Raw genomic sequence first — 14,323 nt, 5'->3', positions numbered from 1 at the left:
GCGGCGGCCGTCGTCGTACCGGCGTCAGACCGTCGCCCGGCGGTGCCGGCTGAGTGATCCGGCGACCAGCGGCACGTCGCGTGCGCTGCCGTCCGCCACGGCCAGGACGAGCGCGACCGCGTCGTCCTCGGGCATCGCGAGCCGGTGGCCGTTCAGCGCGGAGAACAGGCGCACGCCGACCCACCCGACCCGCTCGTTGCCGTCGACGAACGGGTGGTTGCTCACGACCGAGACCAGGAGCGCGGCGGCCTGGTCGTCGAGAGAGGGGTAGAGGGCGACGCCGTCCCACGTCGCGGCCGGCTGGCCTGCGGCGGCCACGAGTGCGCCCGCATCGCGGAGCGCGGGGCGTCCGCCGAGGACCGCCCGGGCGATCGCGACCAGGTCCTCCGGGCCGAGGAACGTCGGCACGCGCTCAGGCGAGGCGGTCGAGGATCGCGGCGTCCTCCGCCACGATCGAGGCGATCAACGCGTCGCGGACCTCCGTGCGCTTGTGCGCGTAGTCGAGGAGCGCGCGGTTGATCGCCTCGTTCTGCGAGATGTGCTCGGCCTCGGCGATGGCGGCGACGGCCTGCTCGGCCTCGGCGGACAGGCGGAGCGTGCGGGCCATGGGCGGTCCCCTCCTTGGTTGGTACCACGACGGTACCGAGCGCGACGGGGCCGCCACCAGGGTGCCGGTGCCGTCACCTCGTGAACGCATCGCAGGTGCCCGCGCGCAGCGCCCTGAGTGGGGTCCGCGCCCCTGTATCCTCGGCTACGTGGGCACTGAGAGAGTGACCCCGGGATCGCAATCTTCACTCCGTGAAGCCAACCGGGCCCGGATCGTGAGTGCCGTCCAGCAGCGTGGGTCGCTCACGCAGGTCGAGCTGGCCGGCGTCACGGGGCTGTCACCCGCCACCGTGTCGAACATCGTCAAGGAGCTCACCGGCGCCGGCGTGCTCGCCACGGCGCCCACCTCCCGCAGCGGCCGGCGCGCGCAGCAGGTCACCCTCGCCCGCAACCTCGGGCTCGTCGGCGGCATCCACTTCGGCTCGCGCTCGCTGCGCGTGACCATCGCCGACGTCGCCCAGCGGATCGTCGCCGACCAGCGCATGCCGCTGCCGCCGGACCACCGCGCCGACGCCGGCCTGGAGCGCGCGTCCCTGCTGCTCACCGAGCTCGTCGACTCCGTCGGCGCGACCATGTCCGAGGTGCTCGCGGTCGGCGTCGGCGTGCCCGCCCCGGTCGACCCGCGGTCGGGCCGGATCGTGTCGGTCGGCGTGCTGCGCGGCTGGGACGGCGTGTCCGTGCCCGAGGTGCTCGAGCGCCGGCTCGGCGTCCCCGTCCAGGTCGACAACGACTCGAACCTCGGGGCGCTCGCGGAGCTGCGGCACGGCGCCGCCCGCGGCAAGCAGCACGTCGCCTACCTCAAGGTGTCGCACGGCGTCGGCAGCGGCCTGATCGTCGACGGCCGCGTGTTCCACGGCCGAACGGGCGCGGCGGGCGAGTTCGGGCACATCACGATCGACGACAACGGCCCGATCTGCCGGTGCGGCAACCGCGGCTGCCTGGACGCGCTCATCGGCGCGCCGGCACTGCTGCGGATGCTCGAGTCGAGCCACGGCCACCTCACGCTGTCGGACGTCATCGCCGGCGCGCAGGACGGCGACCCGGGCTGCCGGCGGGTGATCTCGGACGCGGGCCGGCTGCTCGCGGTGGCGGCGGCGAACACGTGCAACCTGTTCGACCCGGAGCTCGTCGTGGTCGGCGGTCGGCTCGCGGAGGCGGGGCCGATCCTGCTGGACACGTTCCGGAGCGTGCTCGCGCAGCGGACCCTGCCGAGCACCGCGGGGCCGGTCGAGGTGGTCGTCTCGGAGCTCGGCACGGCGGCGGAGGTGCGGGGCGCGCTGGCGCTGGCGCTGGACCACGCCGGTATTGCCCAGTCGATGGCGGTGGCAGGATGAGCCGGTGCAGCACGACGGCACGCGGCGACGAGGCAGCGGAGGAGGACCGATGAGCAGCGCACCGGGCGCCCCCGTCCTGTCCGTGCGGGGCGTCTCCCTCAACTACGGCGCCGTGCGTGCGCTCGTCGACGTGGACCTCGACATCCACGCGCACGAGGTCGTCGCGATCGTCGGCGACATCGGGGCCGGCAAGTCGACGCTCGCGCGCGTGATGTCCGGCGCGCTCACCCCGGACACCGGGCACATCGAGGTCGACGGGACCCCGGTCACCATGCCGTCCACGCGCGCCGCCCGGGACCTCGGCATCGCCGCCGTGTTCCAGGACCTGGCGCTGGCCGAGAACCTCGACGTCGTGCAGAACCTGTTCCTCGGCCAGGAGCTGCGCCGCGGCGGGATCCTGGACGAGCGGAGGATGGAGCGCCGCGCGTGGGAGGTGCTGAGCCAGCTCGCCGCGCGCGTGCCGTCCGTCCGGGCGCCCGTGCGCGCGCTGTCCGGCGGGCAGCGGCAGGCCGTGGCCGTGGCGCGCACGCTGGTCGGCGACCCGCGGGTGGTCGTGCTGGACGAGCCGCTGGCGTCGCTCGGCATCTCGCAGACCGCCGAGGTGCTCAACATGGTCGAGCGGCTGCGGGAGAGCGGCCTCGGCGTCGTCATGATCAGCCACTCGATGGTCGACGTGCAGGCCGTGGCCGACCGGATCGTCGTGCTGCGCCTGGGGCGGATCAACGGCGACTTCGACGCCGAGCACGCGTCCTACGAGGACCTGATCGCGGCGATCACGGGGATCACGCCGACCGGGCGGGCCGCACGGCCGAGCCGGCCGGCGACGCTCTGAGGGCCGCCACCGACTGATGGTTCCTCATCGGATCTGATGAAGAACCATCAGCCGCGGCTCATCGGAAGACGATCGTCCGGTGCCCGTCCAGCAGCACGCGGTGCTCCGCGTGCCAGCGCACGGCGCGGGCCAGCGCCCGGCGCTCGACGTCCTGACCGAGCGCAACCAGGTCCGCGACCCCGCGGGTGTGGTCGACGCGCTCGACGTCCTGCTCGATGATCGGGCCCTCGTCGAGGTCGCCGGTCACGTAGTGCGCGGTGGCGCCGATGAGCTTCACGCCGCGGTCGTGGGCCTGCGCGTAGGGGCGCGCGCCCTTGAACGACGGCAGGAACGAGTGGTGGATGTTGATGACCCGGCCGGCCAGCGCGCGGCACAGGTCGTCGGACAGGATCTGCATGTACCGGGCGAGGACGACCAGCTCGACGTCCAGCTCCTCGACGAGCTCGAGCAGCCGCGCCTCCGCTGCGGCCTTGGTGTCCTTCGTGACCGGCACGTGGTGGAACGGGATGTCGTAGAACGCCGCCAGGTCGGCGAGCGCGGTGTGGTTCGACACCAGGCCGACGATGTCGATCGGCAGGCCCTCGGACCGCTGGCGGAACGCGAGGTCGTTCACGCAGTGCGCGGCGGTGGAGCCGAGCAGCAGGGTGCGGACCTTGCGGCCGGCGACGTCGAGCGACCAGTCCATCGAGAACCGCGGGGCGAGGTCGGCGAGCGCGGCCTCCAGCTCCTCGCGGGTGCGGTCCGCGGTCACCTCGACGCGCATGAAGAACAGCCCCGACAGCGGGTCCCCGAACTGCTGCGACTCGGTGATGTTCCCGCCGTGCTCGGCGAGCAGCCCCGCGACGGCGGCGACGATGCCGGGCTGGTCGGGGCAGGACAGCGACAGCACCCAGGAGGTGGCCGTGCCGGGGGCGGGCGTCGAGGTCGTCACGCAGGGGAGGGTACCCGCGGGGTGCGCGGCCGGGTGCGCGCCGTCCGGGGGCGGCGGCAGCAGGACGCCGCGTCCGGTGGGTGGAATCCGGGCGAACTCGGGACCTCCGGGCTGTCGAGCCCGCCGACCTCCTGAGACGATGGGGGGCATGAGCGAGACCGAGGTGACCATCCGTCCGATCGCCGACGCCGACGCCGGCGAGCTCCTGACGCTGCGCCGCGCCGCGTTCGTCACCGAGGCGCAGCAGTACGACGACCCGCACATCCCGCCGCTGACCCAGACGCTCTCCGAGCTGCGCACCGACATCGCGGCCGAGGGCGTCGTCACGCTGGGCGCCTGGGCCGGTCACCGCCTGGTGGGCTCCATCCGCGTGGTGCTCGAGGGCAAGAAGGCCACGCTCGGCCGGTTCGCCGTCGCGCCCGACCAGCAGGGCCACGGCATCGGCACGCAGCTGCTGCTCGCGATCCTCCCGCACCTGCCCGAGGACGTGGAGGAGATCTGGGTGTTCACCGGGCGCGACTCGGTGCAGAACCTCGCGCTGTACGAGAAGCACGGCTACACGCACGAGCACGACCAGACGGTCGGGGACCTCACGTACGCGTACCTGCGGCGGATCCTCGGCGACGCCGACGCGGAGGCGCCCGCCTCGGCCTGACGTCCCGGGCACGTCCGCCCGACCTGCGGACCGGCCGTCCCGCCCCGGCGGTGACGTTGCTACGCTGACCCGGTCGCGACTGGCGCACAGGTGGGTCACCACCGGGGAGCGACGCAGCACGAGCGACGTCGGGTCGGACGCCTGGGCCCCGCGGTCATCCACACACCACCGGTGTGCGGCCGACACGACCGCGCACGCCGACTGCCGAGGAGACGCATGAGCGCCGACAGCACGCCCCTGCTCGACCAGAACCTGTCCCAGGTGGACCCGGAGATCGCGGCGGTCCTGGACGGGGAGCTCGCCCGCCAGCAGGGCACGCTCGAGATGATCGCGAGCGAGAACTTCGTCCCGCGCGCCGTCCTCCAGGCGCAGGGCTCCGTCCTCACGAACAAGTACGCCGAGGGCTACCCGGGCCGCCGCTACTACGGCGGCTGCGAGCAGGTCGACATCGCCGAGACGCTCGCGATCACCCGCGCCAAGGAGCTGTTCGGCTCCGAGCACGCCAACGTCCAGCCGCACTCCGGCGCCACCGCCAACGCGGCCGTGCTGCACGCGCTCGCCAACGCCGGCGACCGCATCCTCGGCCTCGAGCTCGCGCACGGCGGCCACCTGACGCACGGCATGAAGATCAACTTCTCCGGCAAGCTGTACGACGTCGGCGCGTACGGCGTGAACCCGGACACCTTCCTCATCGAGCCGGAGGCGATCCGCGAGGCCGCGCTGAAGCACCGCCCGCAGGTCATCATCGGCGGCTGGTCCGCCTACCCGCGGCACCTCGACTTCGCCGCGATGCGCGAGATCGCCGACGAGGTCGGCGCGAAGCTCTGGGTCGACATGGCGCACTTCGCCGGCCTGGTCGCCGCGGGTCTGCACCCGTCGCCCGTGCCGTACGCCGACGTCGTGTCGTCCACCGTCCACAAGACCATCGGCGGTCCCCGCTCGGGCTTCATCCTGAGCCGCGAGGAGTACGCCAAGAAGATCGACTCCGCCGTGTTCCCGGGCCAGCAGGGCGGCCCGCTCATGCACGTCATCGCCGCCAAGGCCGTGTCGTTCAAGATCGCCGGCGGCGAGGACTTCAAGGCCCGCCAGCAGCGCACCATCGACGGCGCGCGGATCATCGCCGAGCGCCTGGTCGCGCCCGAGGTCGCCGCCGCGGGCGTGTCCGTGCTGACCGGCGGCACGGACGTGCACCTGGTGCTGGTCGACCTGCGCAACTCGCAGCTCGACGGCCAGCAGGCCGAGGACCTCCTGCACGACGTCGGCATCACCGTGAACCGCAACGCGGTGCCGTTCGACCCGCGCCCCCCGCGCGTCACCTCGGGCCTGCGCATCGGCACCCCGGCGCTCGCGACCCGCGGGTTCGGCGACGCCGAGTTCACCGAGGTCGCGGACATCATCGCGACCGCGCTGACCGCCGGTGCGTCCGCCGACGTCGAGGGCCTGCGGGCGCGGGTGGCCAAGCTGGCCGACGCGTTCCCGCTGTACCCCGGCCTGCAGCAGTACTGATCGGGGCCGCGACATGACGGCGAAGACGCTCGACGGCAAGGCCACGGCCGCCGCGATCAAGGACGAGCTCAAGGCGCGGGTGGCGGTGCTCGCCGAGCGCGGCATCAGGCCCGGGCTCGGCACGCTGCTGGTGGGGGAGGACCCGGGTTCGGTGTCCTACGTCGCCGGCAAGCACCGGGACTGCGCGGAGGTCGGCATCGCCTCGATCCGCGAGGACCTGCCGGCGGACGCCTCGCAGGAGGACATCGAGGCCGCGGTGCGGCGGCTGAACGAGGACCCGGCCTGCACCGGGTTCATCGTGCAGCTGCCGCTCCCGCGCGGCATCGACACCAACCGGGTGCTCGAGCTCGTCGACCCCGACAAGGACGCCGACGGCCTGCACCCGACCAACCTCGGTCGCCTGGTGCTCCGGGTCAACGAGGAGATCGACACCCCGCTGCCCTGCACGCCCCGCGGCATCATCGAGCTGCTCACGCGGCACGGCGTCGACCTGGCCGGCGCGGAGGTCACCGTGATCGGCCGCGGCACGACCGTCGGGCGGTCGATCGGGCTGCTGCTGACGCGGCGCGCCGTCAACGCGACGGTCACGCTGACGCACACCGGCACGCGGGACCTCGGGGAGCACACCCGGTACGCGGACGTGATCGTCGCCGCCGCCGGCGTGCCGGGGATCCTCACGGCCGACCTGGTGAAACCGGGCGCCGTGGTGGTCGACGTGGGCGTGTCCCGGGTGCAGGACCCCGAGACGGGCAAGAGCCGGATCGCGGGCGACGTGGACGCCGGGGTGGCCGACGTGGCCGCCTGGGTGTCGCCGAACCCCGGCGGGGTCGGGCCGATGACGCGCGCGATGCTGCTGGCCAACGTGGTGGAATCCGCCGAGCGCCAGGCCTGAGACGGCACCACGACGCCCGGGTCGGTCCCTGCGGGGGCGGGCGGCCCGGGCGTCGTGCTGCGCGGTGGCGCGCTCCGACGACCTTGCGAGCCGTCGAGGTCGTCGGTCGTGGCCACGCGGAGGGTGGCGGAACCGACGACCTCGGGCGGAACTGACGACCTCGTCGGCACCGGGCCGCAGCGCGAGCGCCGGCTCAGGCCGGCGGGGCCGTCGTGGTCGCCAGGATCGCGCCCGCCGTGGTCGCGTCGACGACGTCGGCCAGCGGGGCGTAGAGCCGGATCGCGTCCAGGGCGCGGGCGTGGCTCGCGTCGTCGGCGCCCGCGCACGCCTCGGCCACGACGCGCACGGCCACCCCGGCGTCGGCCGCCGGGAGCGCCGTCGACAGCACGCAGCAGTCCGTCGAGACGCCGGCGAGCAGCATCGTGTCGCCGGGCCCGACGTGGGCGGCGAGGTCCGGGCCCCACTTGCCGAACGTCGTGGCGGTGACGACCGACGCCGCTGCCGCGAGGTCGGCCAGCTCCGGGACGATCGCGTACGCCGGCGCGTCCTCGGGCTGCAGGGCGAACGGCCAGTCCGCGTAGTACGCCACCCACGCGCCCTCGGGGCGCTCCGGGGCGACGAACCGCGTGAACACGGTGCGGTCGGCGCCCGCCTGCTCGGCGAGCGTCCGCACCACCGGCAGCGCCTCGGCGAACCGGGGCGCGGCCCACGGGCTGCCCGGGTCGGCGAACACGGGCTGCATGTCGACCACGACCAGGACGGCCCGCCCGGGCGTCGCGCCCGCGGCACCCTCGACCTCCGCGCCCACGGCCCCCGCCGGACCCTCGGCCCCCGCGGCACCCGCCGGACCCTCGGCCCCCGCGGCACCCGCCGGACCCTCGGCCCCTGCGGCACCCGCCGCGGCGTCGCCGCCCGCGGCCGTCACCGCGCCACCTCGGCGGCGACGTCCGCGCGGGTCGACGGCGGCAGCGCCTCCTGCCGGCGCACGGCCCCGCGCCGAAGCAGCAGCGTTCCGAGCAGCCCGACCGCCAGCGCGACGAGCACGCCGAGGTTGGCGTACGCCCACGCGCCCTCCGTGCCGCCGAGCCCGAACGGCCCGAGCAGGTACCCCTGCCACGCCAGCCAGCCCGCGGACGCGTTGGTCACGAGGCCCCAGCCGAGCACGGTCCCGAGCGCGAGCAGGCCCAGCGGGACCGCGGCGGCCCGGCCGTAGCGGCCGCGCGGGTCGAACAGGTCGAGGTCGTCGTAGTCGCGCCGGCGCAGCAGGACGTCGGCGATCATGATCCCCGCCCAGGCGGCGATCGGGACGCCCAGCGTGATGAGGAAGCCCTGGAACACCCCGAAGAACGTGTCCGAGCCGAACACGATGTAGATCGTGCCGAGCACCATGATCACGCCGTCGATCCCGGCGGCGACCGGGCGGGAGATCGGCAGCCCGGTGGACACGAGCGCGAGCCCGGACGAGTAGATGTCGAGCACCGCCCCGCCGACCAGGCCGAGCACCGCGACGACCGCGAACGGCACCAGGTACCAGGTCGGCAGGACGGTCGTCAGCGCCCCGATGGGGTCGTCGCTGATCGCCGCGCGCAGGTCCGGGTCCGAGCCGGCCAGCAGCAGGCCGAACAGCAGCAGCACCACGGGCGCCAGCGAGGCGCCGAACGTCGTCCAGCCGATCACGCCGCGGCCCGACGTGTGCCGGGGGAGGTACCGGGAGTAGTCGGCGGCCATGTTCACCCAGCCCAGCCCGAAGCCGGTCATCATGAACACGAGCGCCCCGATGAACGCCTGCGCGGTCCCGGACGGCAGCGCGGTGACGGCGGCGGTGTCGACGTGGTCGAGCACGAGCAGGACGTAGCCGACGGTCAGCACCGCGGTGACCACGGTGATCACGGTCTGCATCCGCATGATGAGGTCGAAGCCGAACACGCCGCCGGCGATGATGAGCGCCGCGACGACGACGAGCGCCACGACCTGGACGCCCGAGCCGCCGCCCCAGCCGAGCGCCTCGACGACGGTGGCGGTCGCGAGGGTGGCGAGCGCGGTGAGGATCGTCTCCCAGCCGACCGTGAGCAGCCAGGACAGCACCGCGGCGACGCGGTTGCCCTGGACGCCCAGCGCTGCGCGCGACAGCACCATCGTCGGGGCCGAGCCGCGCTTGCCGGCCAGGGCGACGATCCCGCAGAGCAGGAACGAGAACACGATGCCGACGACGCTCGCGACGAGCGCCTGCGTGAAGGACACGCCGAAGTCGAGGACCCACGCGCCGTAGGACAGGCCGAGCACGGACACGTTCGCGGCGAACCAGGGCCAGAACAGCTGGCGTGGCCTGCCCTTGCGGTCGGCGTCCGCGATGACGTCGACGCCGGCGGACTCGACGGCCAGCGCGCGCCCGGGCGGGACGGCGCCGGTCTCGGCGTCGCTCGCGAGGCCGGCGCCCGGGCCGGTGGCGGGTGCGGGGCCGGACGCGGCGCCCGCCGGGGGAGGGACGGTCATGCGCCCCATCCCACCACCGACGACGCCCGCGGTCACCCCCGCGCCGTCTGCCTGGGGACGACGCCGGCCGGCGGCTGCCCGCGCCCGCGGACGACCCCCCGCGCCCGCGGACGACCCCCCGCGCTCGGGACGACCACGGCGCCGACCCGGGCTGCCACGATGGGCGTCGTGGACGACCTGCTCGCGGCGGTGCTCGGCCCGGGCGCCCGGACGGCCGGCGCGCTCCCCGGCGACGGCGGCGCGACCGTCCGCGCCGGCACGGGCCCGGCGGGCGAACGGCTGGTCGTGAAGTCCGCGCCCGTCGGCGTCGCGCCCGACCTGCTCCGCGCGGCACATGCACAGGAGGCCGCGCGCGAGGCCGGCGTGCCCGTGCCGCGCACGGTGGCGGCGCGGGTCGTCGGCGGGACTCAGGTGCACGTCACCGAGCACGTGGCCGGGCGCCCGTGGGCGGAGGTGCACCCGCGTGTTGGCGACCACGAGCAGCGGGCCGTCCTCGCCGAGCTGACGGACGTGCTCGCGCGGCTGCGCCGGGTCGCGCAGCCGGGCTTCGGCGACCTGGGCGCGCCGCCCGCGCCGGAGCACGACGCGCTGCCCGCCCGCACGCGTCGCCGGGTCCCGGCCGGGTGGCGGCGGGACGCGGCGGAGCGGGCGCTCGACCGGCACGGCGCGCTGCTCGACGGGCGCGGCGGCGCGGTGCTCGTGCACGGCGACCTGCACCACGCCAACGTGCTCGTCCGCCCGGGGTCCGCGGGGTGGCGGCTCGCGGCGGTGCTCGACTGGGACAGCGCGTGGGCCGGCCCGGCCGACGCCGACGCCGCGCGGGCGGCCCTGTGGGACGGCATGCCGGGGTCGCCGGCGGACGCCGACGCGGACGACCGGGCTGCTCTCCAGCAGCTGCTCTGGTGCCTCGAGTACGCGGACGACGGACCGCGGCACCGCGCCGACACCGCGCGCCTCGCGGCGCGGCTCGGCGTCCCGGTGTGACGACCCCGGGGCCGCCGACGCGGTAGCCGACGGACCCGGGGCCGTGCGTCGGGACCGCCGGCGTGCGCCAGAGATCCTCCGCGGTCGTGCAGCAGGCCGCCCTCAGCGCGTGGCGCGCCGCCGGAACAGCCAGGCGGCCGTCAGCCGCGCGACCACGAGCAGCCCCGCGCACCACGCCAGCGCCACGAGCGGCTGCCCGCCGGGCGCGCCGACCAGCCACGCCCGCACGGTGTCCGTCACCGGCGTCACCGGCTGGTAGGTCGCGACCCACTCGAGCACCCGCGGCATCGACTCGGGCGGCACGAACGCGCTCGACACGTAGGGCAGGAACATGATGGCGAACGTGAAGCCGTTGGCCGCCTCCGGCCCGGACGACACGATGCCGATGCACACCGCGGTCCAGGTCAGCGCGAGCACGTACAGCAGCACGAGCCCGGCGACCGCCAGCCACTCGCCGGGTCCCGCGGTGGGCCGGAACCCGGCCGCGTACGCGACGCCGACGACCAGCGTCGTCGACACCGCGTTGCGCACCACGGACTCGACGACGTGCCCGGTCAGCGCGGCGACCGGTCGCACCGGCAGGGTGCGGAACCGGTTCATCAGCCCGCCGGTCATGTCGGACGCCACGGAGACGGCCGTGGTCGCCGCGCCGTACCCGGCGCAGAGCAGGACGATGCCCGGCACCACGTAGTCGACGTACGCGGCCTGGCCGGTCTGGATCGCGCCGCCGAACACGTACACGAACAGCAGCATGAGGATGACCGGCAGCGCGATGCCCATGATCAGCGTGTCCGGCGTCCGCAGCGAGCGGCGCAGGCTGCGCCCGATCATCGCCGCGGTGTCCTGCAGGGCCCAGCCGCCGGCCGGCGGGCGGGTCGTCGCGCGCGCGGGCGCGAGGGCGGTGGTGGTCACGACGCCTCCCGGGCGAGCAGGGCCGCGCCGTCGTCGGCCGCCGGGTCGCCGGAGGGCGACGCGGTGTCGGCGGGGCGGCCGGTGAGGGTGAGGAACACGTCGTCGAGCGTCGGCACGGCGACGCGCCAGGACTCGACGGGCAGCCGGCGCGTCTCGACGTCGGCGAGGATGCGGCGGACGTCGGGCACCGACGCGTCGGTCGCGACGCGCTCGGTCCGTCCGTCGGCCAGCTGCAGCTCGACGTGCGCCGCACCCACCTGCCGCTTGAGCTCGGCCGCGGTGCCCTGGGCGATGACGCGGCCGTGGTCGAGGACGGCGACCCGGTCGGCGAGCGCGTCGGCCTCGTCCAGGTACTGGGTCGTGAGCAGCACGGTGGCGCCCTGGGCGACGACGTCCCGGATGACCGCCCACAGGTCGGAGCGGCTGCGCGGGTCGAGGCCCGTGGTGGGCTCGTCGAGGAACAGGACGGCGGGCCGGGTGAGCAGGCCGACCGCGAGGTCGAGCCGGCGGCGCATCCCGCCGGAGTAGGTGCGGACCAGCCGGTCGGCGGCGTCGCCGAGGTCGAACAGCCCGAGCAGCTCCTCGCCGCGGGCGCGCCCGGCGGCGCGCGGCAGGTGCGCGAGCCGTGCCATCAGCCGCAGGTTCTCCCGGCCGGTGAGCAGCTCGTCGACGGCCGCGTACTGGCCGGTGAGGCTGATCGCCTCGCGCACCCGGCCGGGCTCCCGCACGACGTCGTGCCCGGCGACGGTGGCACTGCCGCCGTCGGGCCGCAGCAGCGTGCTGAGCACCTCGACGGTGGTGGTCTTGCCCGCGCCGTTCGGGCCGAGCAGCCCGAGCACCTGGCCGCGGGGGACCGCGAGGTCGACGCCGGTCAGCACGGTGGTCGACCCGAACGCCTTGCGCAGCGCCCGGGTCTCGATCATCGGGGTGTCCATCGCCGGCTCCTTTCTGTCTACGTCGTACACGGATATGCGGTGTGTATGTTGTACACAGTTCTCACGCCCACGGTCAAGGAGCCCGATGCAGCCCGACGACGAGCGACCGGCCGACTCCGGCGGACGCGACGACGACCACGCGCGCCGGCACGCCGAGGCGCTCCGCCGGGACCGCGAGAAGGCCGCGCGCGCCGCGCAGAAGGAGGCCGCCAGGGCCGAGAAGGACCGGGAGCGGGCACGCCGGGACGCCGAGAAGGCGCAGCGGGACCGGGAGAAGGCCGCGCGCGCCGCCGAGAAGGAGGCCGACCGCCTCCGCGCCGAGCAGGAGCGCGCCGTCCGCGAGGTCGAGCGCGAGGCCGACCGCGCCGAGCGCGACGCGCAGAAGGCGGCGCTGGACGCGGACCTCGCCGCACAGCGCGCCGCCCGGCAGGTCGAGCGCGCGCGCCTGCGGGCCTTGGCGGCCGCGGAGCCCGGCGACGACGCGGCCGGCCCGGCGCTGCCCCCGGGCCTCGCGCTGCTCTGGCGTCCCGCGCCCGCCGGTCGCCGGGGACCCCGACCGGGCCTCACGCTCGCGGGCATCGCCGACGCGGCCATCGCGCTCGCCGACGCGGACGGGCTCGGCGCGGTGTCGATGGCGCGCGTGGCCGAGCGGCTCGGCGTCACCACGATGGCGCTCTACCGGTACGTGTCGAGCAAGGACGACCTGCTGGCGCTCATGCTCGACACCGCGCTCGGGCGGGCCGCGGAGACGGCGGACGACGGCGGCGGCGCGCCCCCGTCCTCGCCCGGCGCGCCCGCGTGGCGGGTCGCGCTCGAGCGGTGGTGCCACGACCAGCTCGCCCTCGCCGCGCGGCACCCGTGGACGATGCAGACGCCGGTGGTCGCGGCGCTGCCGGGCCCGGCGAGGGTGGCGTTCCTCGACCGGGGTCTGCAGGCGCTCGACGGCACGCCGCTGACCTGGGCGGAGAAGACCGCCGTCGTCGGCCGGCTGTCGCTGCACCTGCTCGCCGAGGGGCAGGTCGTGGCGGCCGAGGCGATGGCGGCGCGGGCGGCGGCGGGTGCCGCGGGTGCCGCGGGTGCCGCGGGCGGTGGTGCGGGGGAGGAGGCGGCGCCCGGTCCGGCCGCGCACCCCGCGCTGATGGACTACGCCGCCGTGCTGCGCGCCGTCACCGACCCCGAGGCGCACCCGGTGCTCGCCGAGGCGCTGGACGCGGGGGCGTTCGACGACGGCGCGGAGGCGCCGGACGACGAGGGGCACCCGGACTGGGGGCTGCGGCTGATGCTCGACGGCGTCGCGGCGGCGGTGGCGCGGGCGGAGGCGCGCGAGGCCGCGCGCCGGGAGGCCGCCGGCTGACCCCCGCCCGGCCCCGGCGGGCGCCCGCGGCGTCCGGGGATGTCGGTGGCATGAGGTTGGATGGTCCGCGTGCTGACGGTAGCGACTGCGAACGTGAACGGGATCCGGGCCGCCTTCAAGCGGGGCATGGCCGACTGGATCGAGGCCCGGCGGCCGGACGTCCTGCTGCTGCAGGAGGTGCGCGCCTCCGACGAGATCCTCGCCGACCACCTGGCCGCCGCCGACTGGCACCTCGCCCACGAGGCGAGCGAGACCAAGGGCCGCGCGGGCGTCGCGATCGCGTCCCGGCTGCCGATGCGGGCGGTCCGGATCGGGATCGGCACGGGCGTGCCCGCGGACAGCGGCCGCTGGGTCGAGGCGGACCTCGAGCTGCCGGCCGTCGACGGCGCGGAGCCGCGGGTGGTCACCGTGGTGTCCGCCTACGTGCACTCCGGCCAGGCCGGCACGCCGAAGATGGACGAGAAGTACGCGTTCCTCGACGTGATGACCAAGCGACTCGCCGAGCTCGCGGGCGAGGGCGCGGACGTGGTCGTCGCGGGCGACCTCAACATCGCGCACCGCGAGGTCGACATCAAGAACTGGCGCGGCAACCGCAAGGCGGCGGGCTTCCTGCCGGAGGAGCGCGCCTACCTCGACACGTGGTTCGACGAGCAGGGCTGGGTCGACCTCGGCCGCGCGCACGGCGGCGAGGGCCCCGGCCCGTACACGTGGTGGTCCTGGCGCGGCCAGGCGTTCGACAACGACTCCGGCTGGCGGATCGACTACCAGCTGGCCACGCCGTCGCTCGCCGAGCGGGTGCGCACCGTGGACATCGACCGCGCCGCGACGTACGACGCGCGGTTCAGCGACCACGCGCCGGTGGTCGTCACCTACGACGTCTGACGCGCGC

At 75.6% G+C, this 14,323-nt stretch carries 15 protein-coding genes and 1 riboswitch; of the genes, 8 read left to right on the top strand and 7 right to left on the bottom strand.

Annotated features, from left to right (window positions below; all coding sequences use genetic code 11):
• Nucleotides 1–24 precede the first annotated feature (24 nt).
• Together Cpa01nite_RS03270 and Cpa01nite_RS03265 are read right to left on the bottom strand one after the other, a co-directional pair.
• Nucleotides 25–408, bottom strand: coding sequence for a type II toxin-antitoxin system death-on-curing family toxin (locus tag Cpa01nite_RS03270; RefSeq protein ID WP_203667324.1), 384 nt, complete (start codon nt 406–408; stop codon nt 25–27).
• A gap of 4 nt (nt 409–412) precedes the next feature.
• Nucleotides 413–607, bottom strand: a complete 195-nt coding sequence (locus Cpa01nite_RS03265) for a hypothetical protein (protein WP_203667323.1) — start codon at nt 605–607, stop codon at nt 413–415.
• Nucleotides 608–821: 214 nt separating this feature from the next.
• Between Cpa01nite_RS03265 and Cpa01nite_RS03260 the strand changes: the two genes are divergently transcribed.
• Both Cpa01nite_RS03260 and Cpa01nite_RS03255 read left to right on the top strand, forming a co-directional pair.
• Nucleotides 822–1,940 (top strand): ROK family transcriptional regulator, encoded by a 1,119-nt coding sequence (locus Cpa01nite_RS03260; RefSeq protein WP_239068486.1) that lies wholly within the window; start codon nt 822–824, stop codon nt 1,938–1,940.
• Between the two features lie 49 nt (nt 1,941–1,989).
• On the top strand, nt 1,990–2,772 hold the full coding sequence (locus Cpa01nite_RS03255) for an ATP-binding cassette domain-containing protein (protein WP_203667321.1): 783 nt from the start codon (nt 1,990–1,992) through the stop codon (nt 2,770–2,772).
• 58 nt (nt 2,773–2,830) lie between these two features.
• Here Cpa01nite_RS03255 and purU read toward each other — a convergent pair whose 3' ends face one another.
• A complete protein-coding gene (gene purU, locus Cpa01nite_RS03250; protein WP_203667320.1) occupies nt 2,831–3,703 on the bottom strand; it encodes a formyltetrahydrofolate deformylase in 873 nt (290 codons plus the stop codon).
• Nucleotides 3,704–3,851: 148 nt separating this feature from the next.
• On the opposite strand from purU, the gene Cpa01nite_RS03245 reads away from it, so the two are divergent.
• The 3 genes from Cpa01nite_RS03245 to Cpa01nite_RS03235 all read left to right on the top strand — a co-directional run bounded on the left by Cpa01nite_RS03245 (nt 3,852) and on the right by Cpa01nite_RS03235 (nt 6,756).
• Nucleotides 3,852–4,358: a GNAT family N-acetyltransferase gene (locus tag Cpa01nite_RS03245; protein WP_203667319.1), complete on the top strand. Its 507-nt coding sequence runs from the start codon at nt 3,852–3,854 to the stop codon at nt 4,356–4,358.
• Nucleotides 4,359–4,423: 65 nt separating this feature from the next.
• Nucleotides 4,424–4,512: riboswitch (ZMP/ZTP riboswitch) on the top strand.
• Between the two features lie 62 nt (nt 4,513–4,574).
• Nucleotides 4,575–5,864 (top strand): serine hydroxymethyltransferase, encoded by a 1,290-nt coding sequence (gene glyA / locus Cpa01nite_RS03240; RefSeq protein WP_203667318.1) that lies wholly within the window; start codon nt 4,575–4,577, stop codon nt 5,862–5,864.
• Between the two features lie 13 nt (nt 5,865–5,877).
• Nucleotides 5,878–6,756, top strand: a complete 879-nt coding sequence (locus Cpa01nite_RS03235; protein ID WP_203667317.1) for a bifunctional methylenetetrahydrofolate dehydrogenase/methenyltetrahydrofolate cyclohydrolase — start codon at nt 5,878–5,880, stop codon at nt 6,754–6,756.
• Nucleotides 6,757–6,949: 193 nt separating this feature from the next.
• On the opposite strand, the gene Cpa01nite_RS03230 is transcribed toward Cpa01nite_RS03235, so the two are convergent.
• Together Cpa01nite_RS03230 and Cpa01nite_RS03225 are read right to left on the bottom strand one after the other, a co-directional pair.
• On the bottom strand, nt 6,950–7,681 hold the full coding sequence (locus tag Cpa01nite_RS03230; RefSeq protein ID WP_203667316.1) for a cysteine hydrolase family protein: 732 nt from the start codon (nt 7,679–7,681) through the stop codon (nt 6,950–6,952).
• Nucleotides 7,678–9,249, bottom strand: a complete 1,572-nt coding sequence (locus tag Cpa01nite_RS03225) for a purine-cytosine permease family protein (protein ID WP_203667315.1) — start codon at nt 9,247–9,249, stop codon at nt 7,678–7,680. The genes Cpa01nite_RS03230 and Cpa01nite_RS03225 overlap by 4 nt, the downstream gene beginning before the upstream one ends.
• A gap of 168 nt (nt 9,250–9,417) precedes the next feature.
• Between Cpa01nite_RS03225 and Cpa01nite_RS03220 the strand changes: the two genes are divergently transcribed.
• Nucleotides 9,418–10,233: a phosphotransferase gene (locus Cpa01nite_RS03220; RefSeq protein WP_203667314.1), complete on the top strand. Its 816-nt coding sequence runs from the start codon at nt 9,418–9,420 to the stop codon at nt 10,231–10,233.
• 102 nt (nt 10,234–10,335) lie between these two features.
• Here the strand turns inward: Cpa01nite_RS03220 and Cpa01nite_RS03215 are convergent, their stop codons facing one another.
• Together Cpa01nite_RS03215 and Cpa01nite_RS03210 are read right to left on the bottom strand one after the other, a co-directional pair.
• On the bottom strand, nt 10,336–11,145 hold the full coding sequence (locus tag Cpa01nite_RS03215; RefSeq protein WP_239068485.1) for an ABC transporter permease: 810 nt from the start codon (nt 11,143–11,145) through the stop codon (nt 10,336–10,338).
• A complete protein-coding gene (locus Cpa01nite_RS03210) occupies nt 11,142–12,080 on the bottom strand; it encodes an ATP-binding cassette domain-containing protein (protein ID WP_203667313.1) in 939 nt (312 codons plus the stop codon). The genes Cpa01nite_RS03215 and Cpa01nite_RS03210 overlap by 4 nt, the downstream gene beginning before the upstream one ends.
• Before the next feature lie 85 nt (nt 12,081–12,165).
• Between Cpa01nite_RS03210 and Cpa01nite_RS03205 the strand changes: the two genes are divergently transcribed.
• A complete protein-coding gene (locus Cpa01nite_RS03205) occupies nt 12,166–13,434 on the top strand; it encodes a TetR/AcrR family transcriptional regulator (RefSeq protein WP_203667312.1) in 1,269 nt (422 codons plus the stop codon).
• A 69-nt stretch (nt 13,435–13,503) separates the two neighbouring features.
• A complete protein-coding gene (locus Cpa01nite_RS03200; protein ID WP_203667311.1) occupies nt 13,504–14,316 on the top strand; it encodes an exodeoxyribonuclease III in 813 nt (270 codons plus the stop codon).
• Nucleotides 14,317–14,323: the final 7 nt, after the last annotated feature.

Origin of the sequence: Cellulomonas pakistanensis (assembly GCF_016862755.1) — a bacterium.
Lineage (GTDB): Bacteria > Actinomycetota > Actinomycetes > Actinomycetales > Cellulomonadaceae > Cellulomonas > Cellulomonas pakistanensis.
Note: the sequence above shows the minus strand (reverse complement) of the source record. Positions and strands in the feature narration are given on the sequence as shown.

Coding starts and splice junctions, on each gene's coding strand:
- Cpa01nite_RS03265 (WP_203667323.1), bottom strand. CDS start 607: ATGGCCCGCACGCTCCGCCTGTCCGCCGAGGCCGAGCAGGCCGTCGCC.
- Cpa01nite_RS03255 (WP_203667321.1), top strand. CDS start 1,990: ATGAGCAGCGCACCGGGCGCCCCCGTCCTGTCCGTGCGGGGCGTCTCC.
- Cpa01nite_RS03245 (WP_203667319.1), top strand. CDS start 3,852: ATGAGCGAGACCGAGGTGACCATCCGTCCGATCGCCGACGCCGACGCC.
- glyA (WP_203667318.1), top strand. CDS start 4,575: ATGAGCGCCGACAGCACGCCCCTGCTCGACCAGAACCTGTCCCAGGTG.
- Cpa01nite_RS03235 (WP_203667317.1), top strand. CDS start 5,878: ATGACGGCGAAGACGCTCGACGGCAAGGCCACGGCCGCCGCGATCAAG.
- Cpa01nite_RS03225 (WP_203667315.1), bottom strand. CDS start 9,249: ATGACCGTCCCTCCCCCGGCGGGCGCCGCGTCCGGCCCCGCACCCGCC.
- Cpa01nite_RS03210 (WP_203667313.1), bottom strand. CDS start 12,080: ATGGACACCCCGATGATCGAGACCCGGGCGCTGCGCAAGGCGTTCGGG.
- Cpa01nite_RS03205 (WP_203667312.1), top strand. CDS start 12,166: ATGCAGCCCGACGACGAGCGACCGGCCGACTCCGGCGGACGCGACGAC.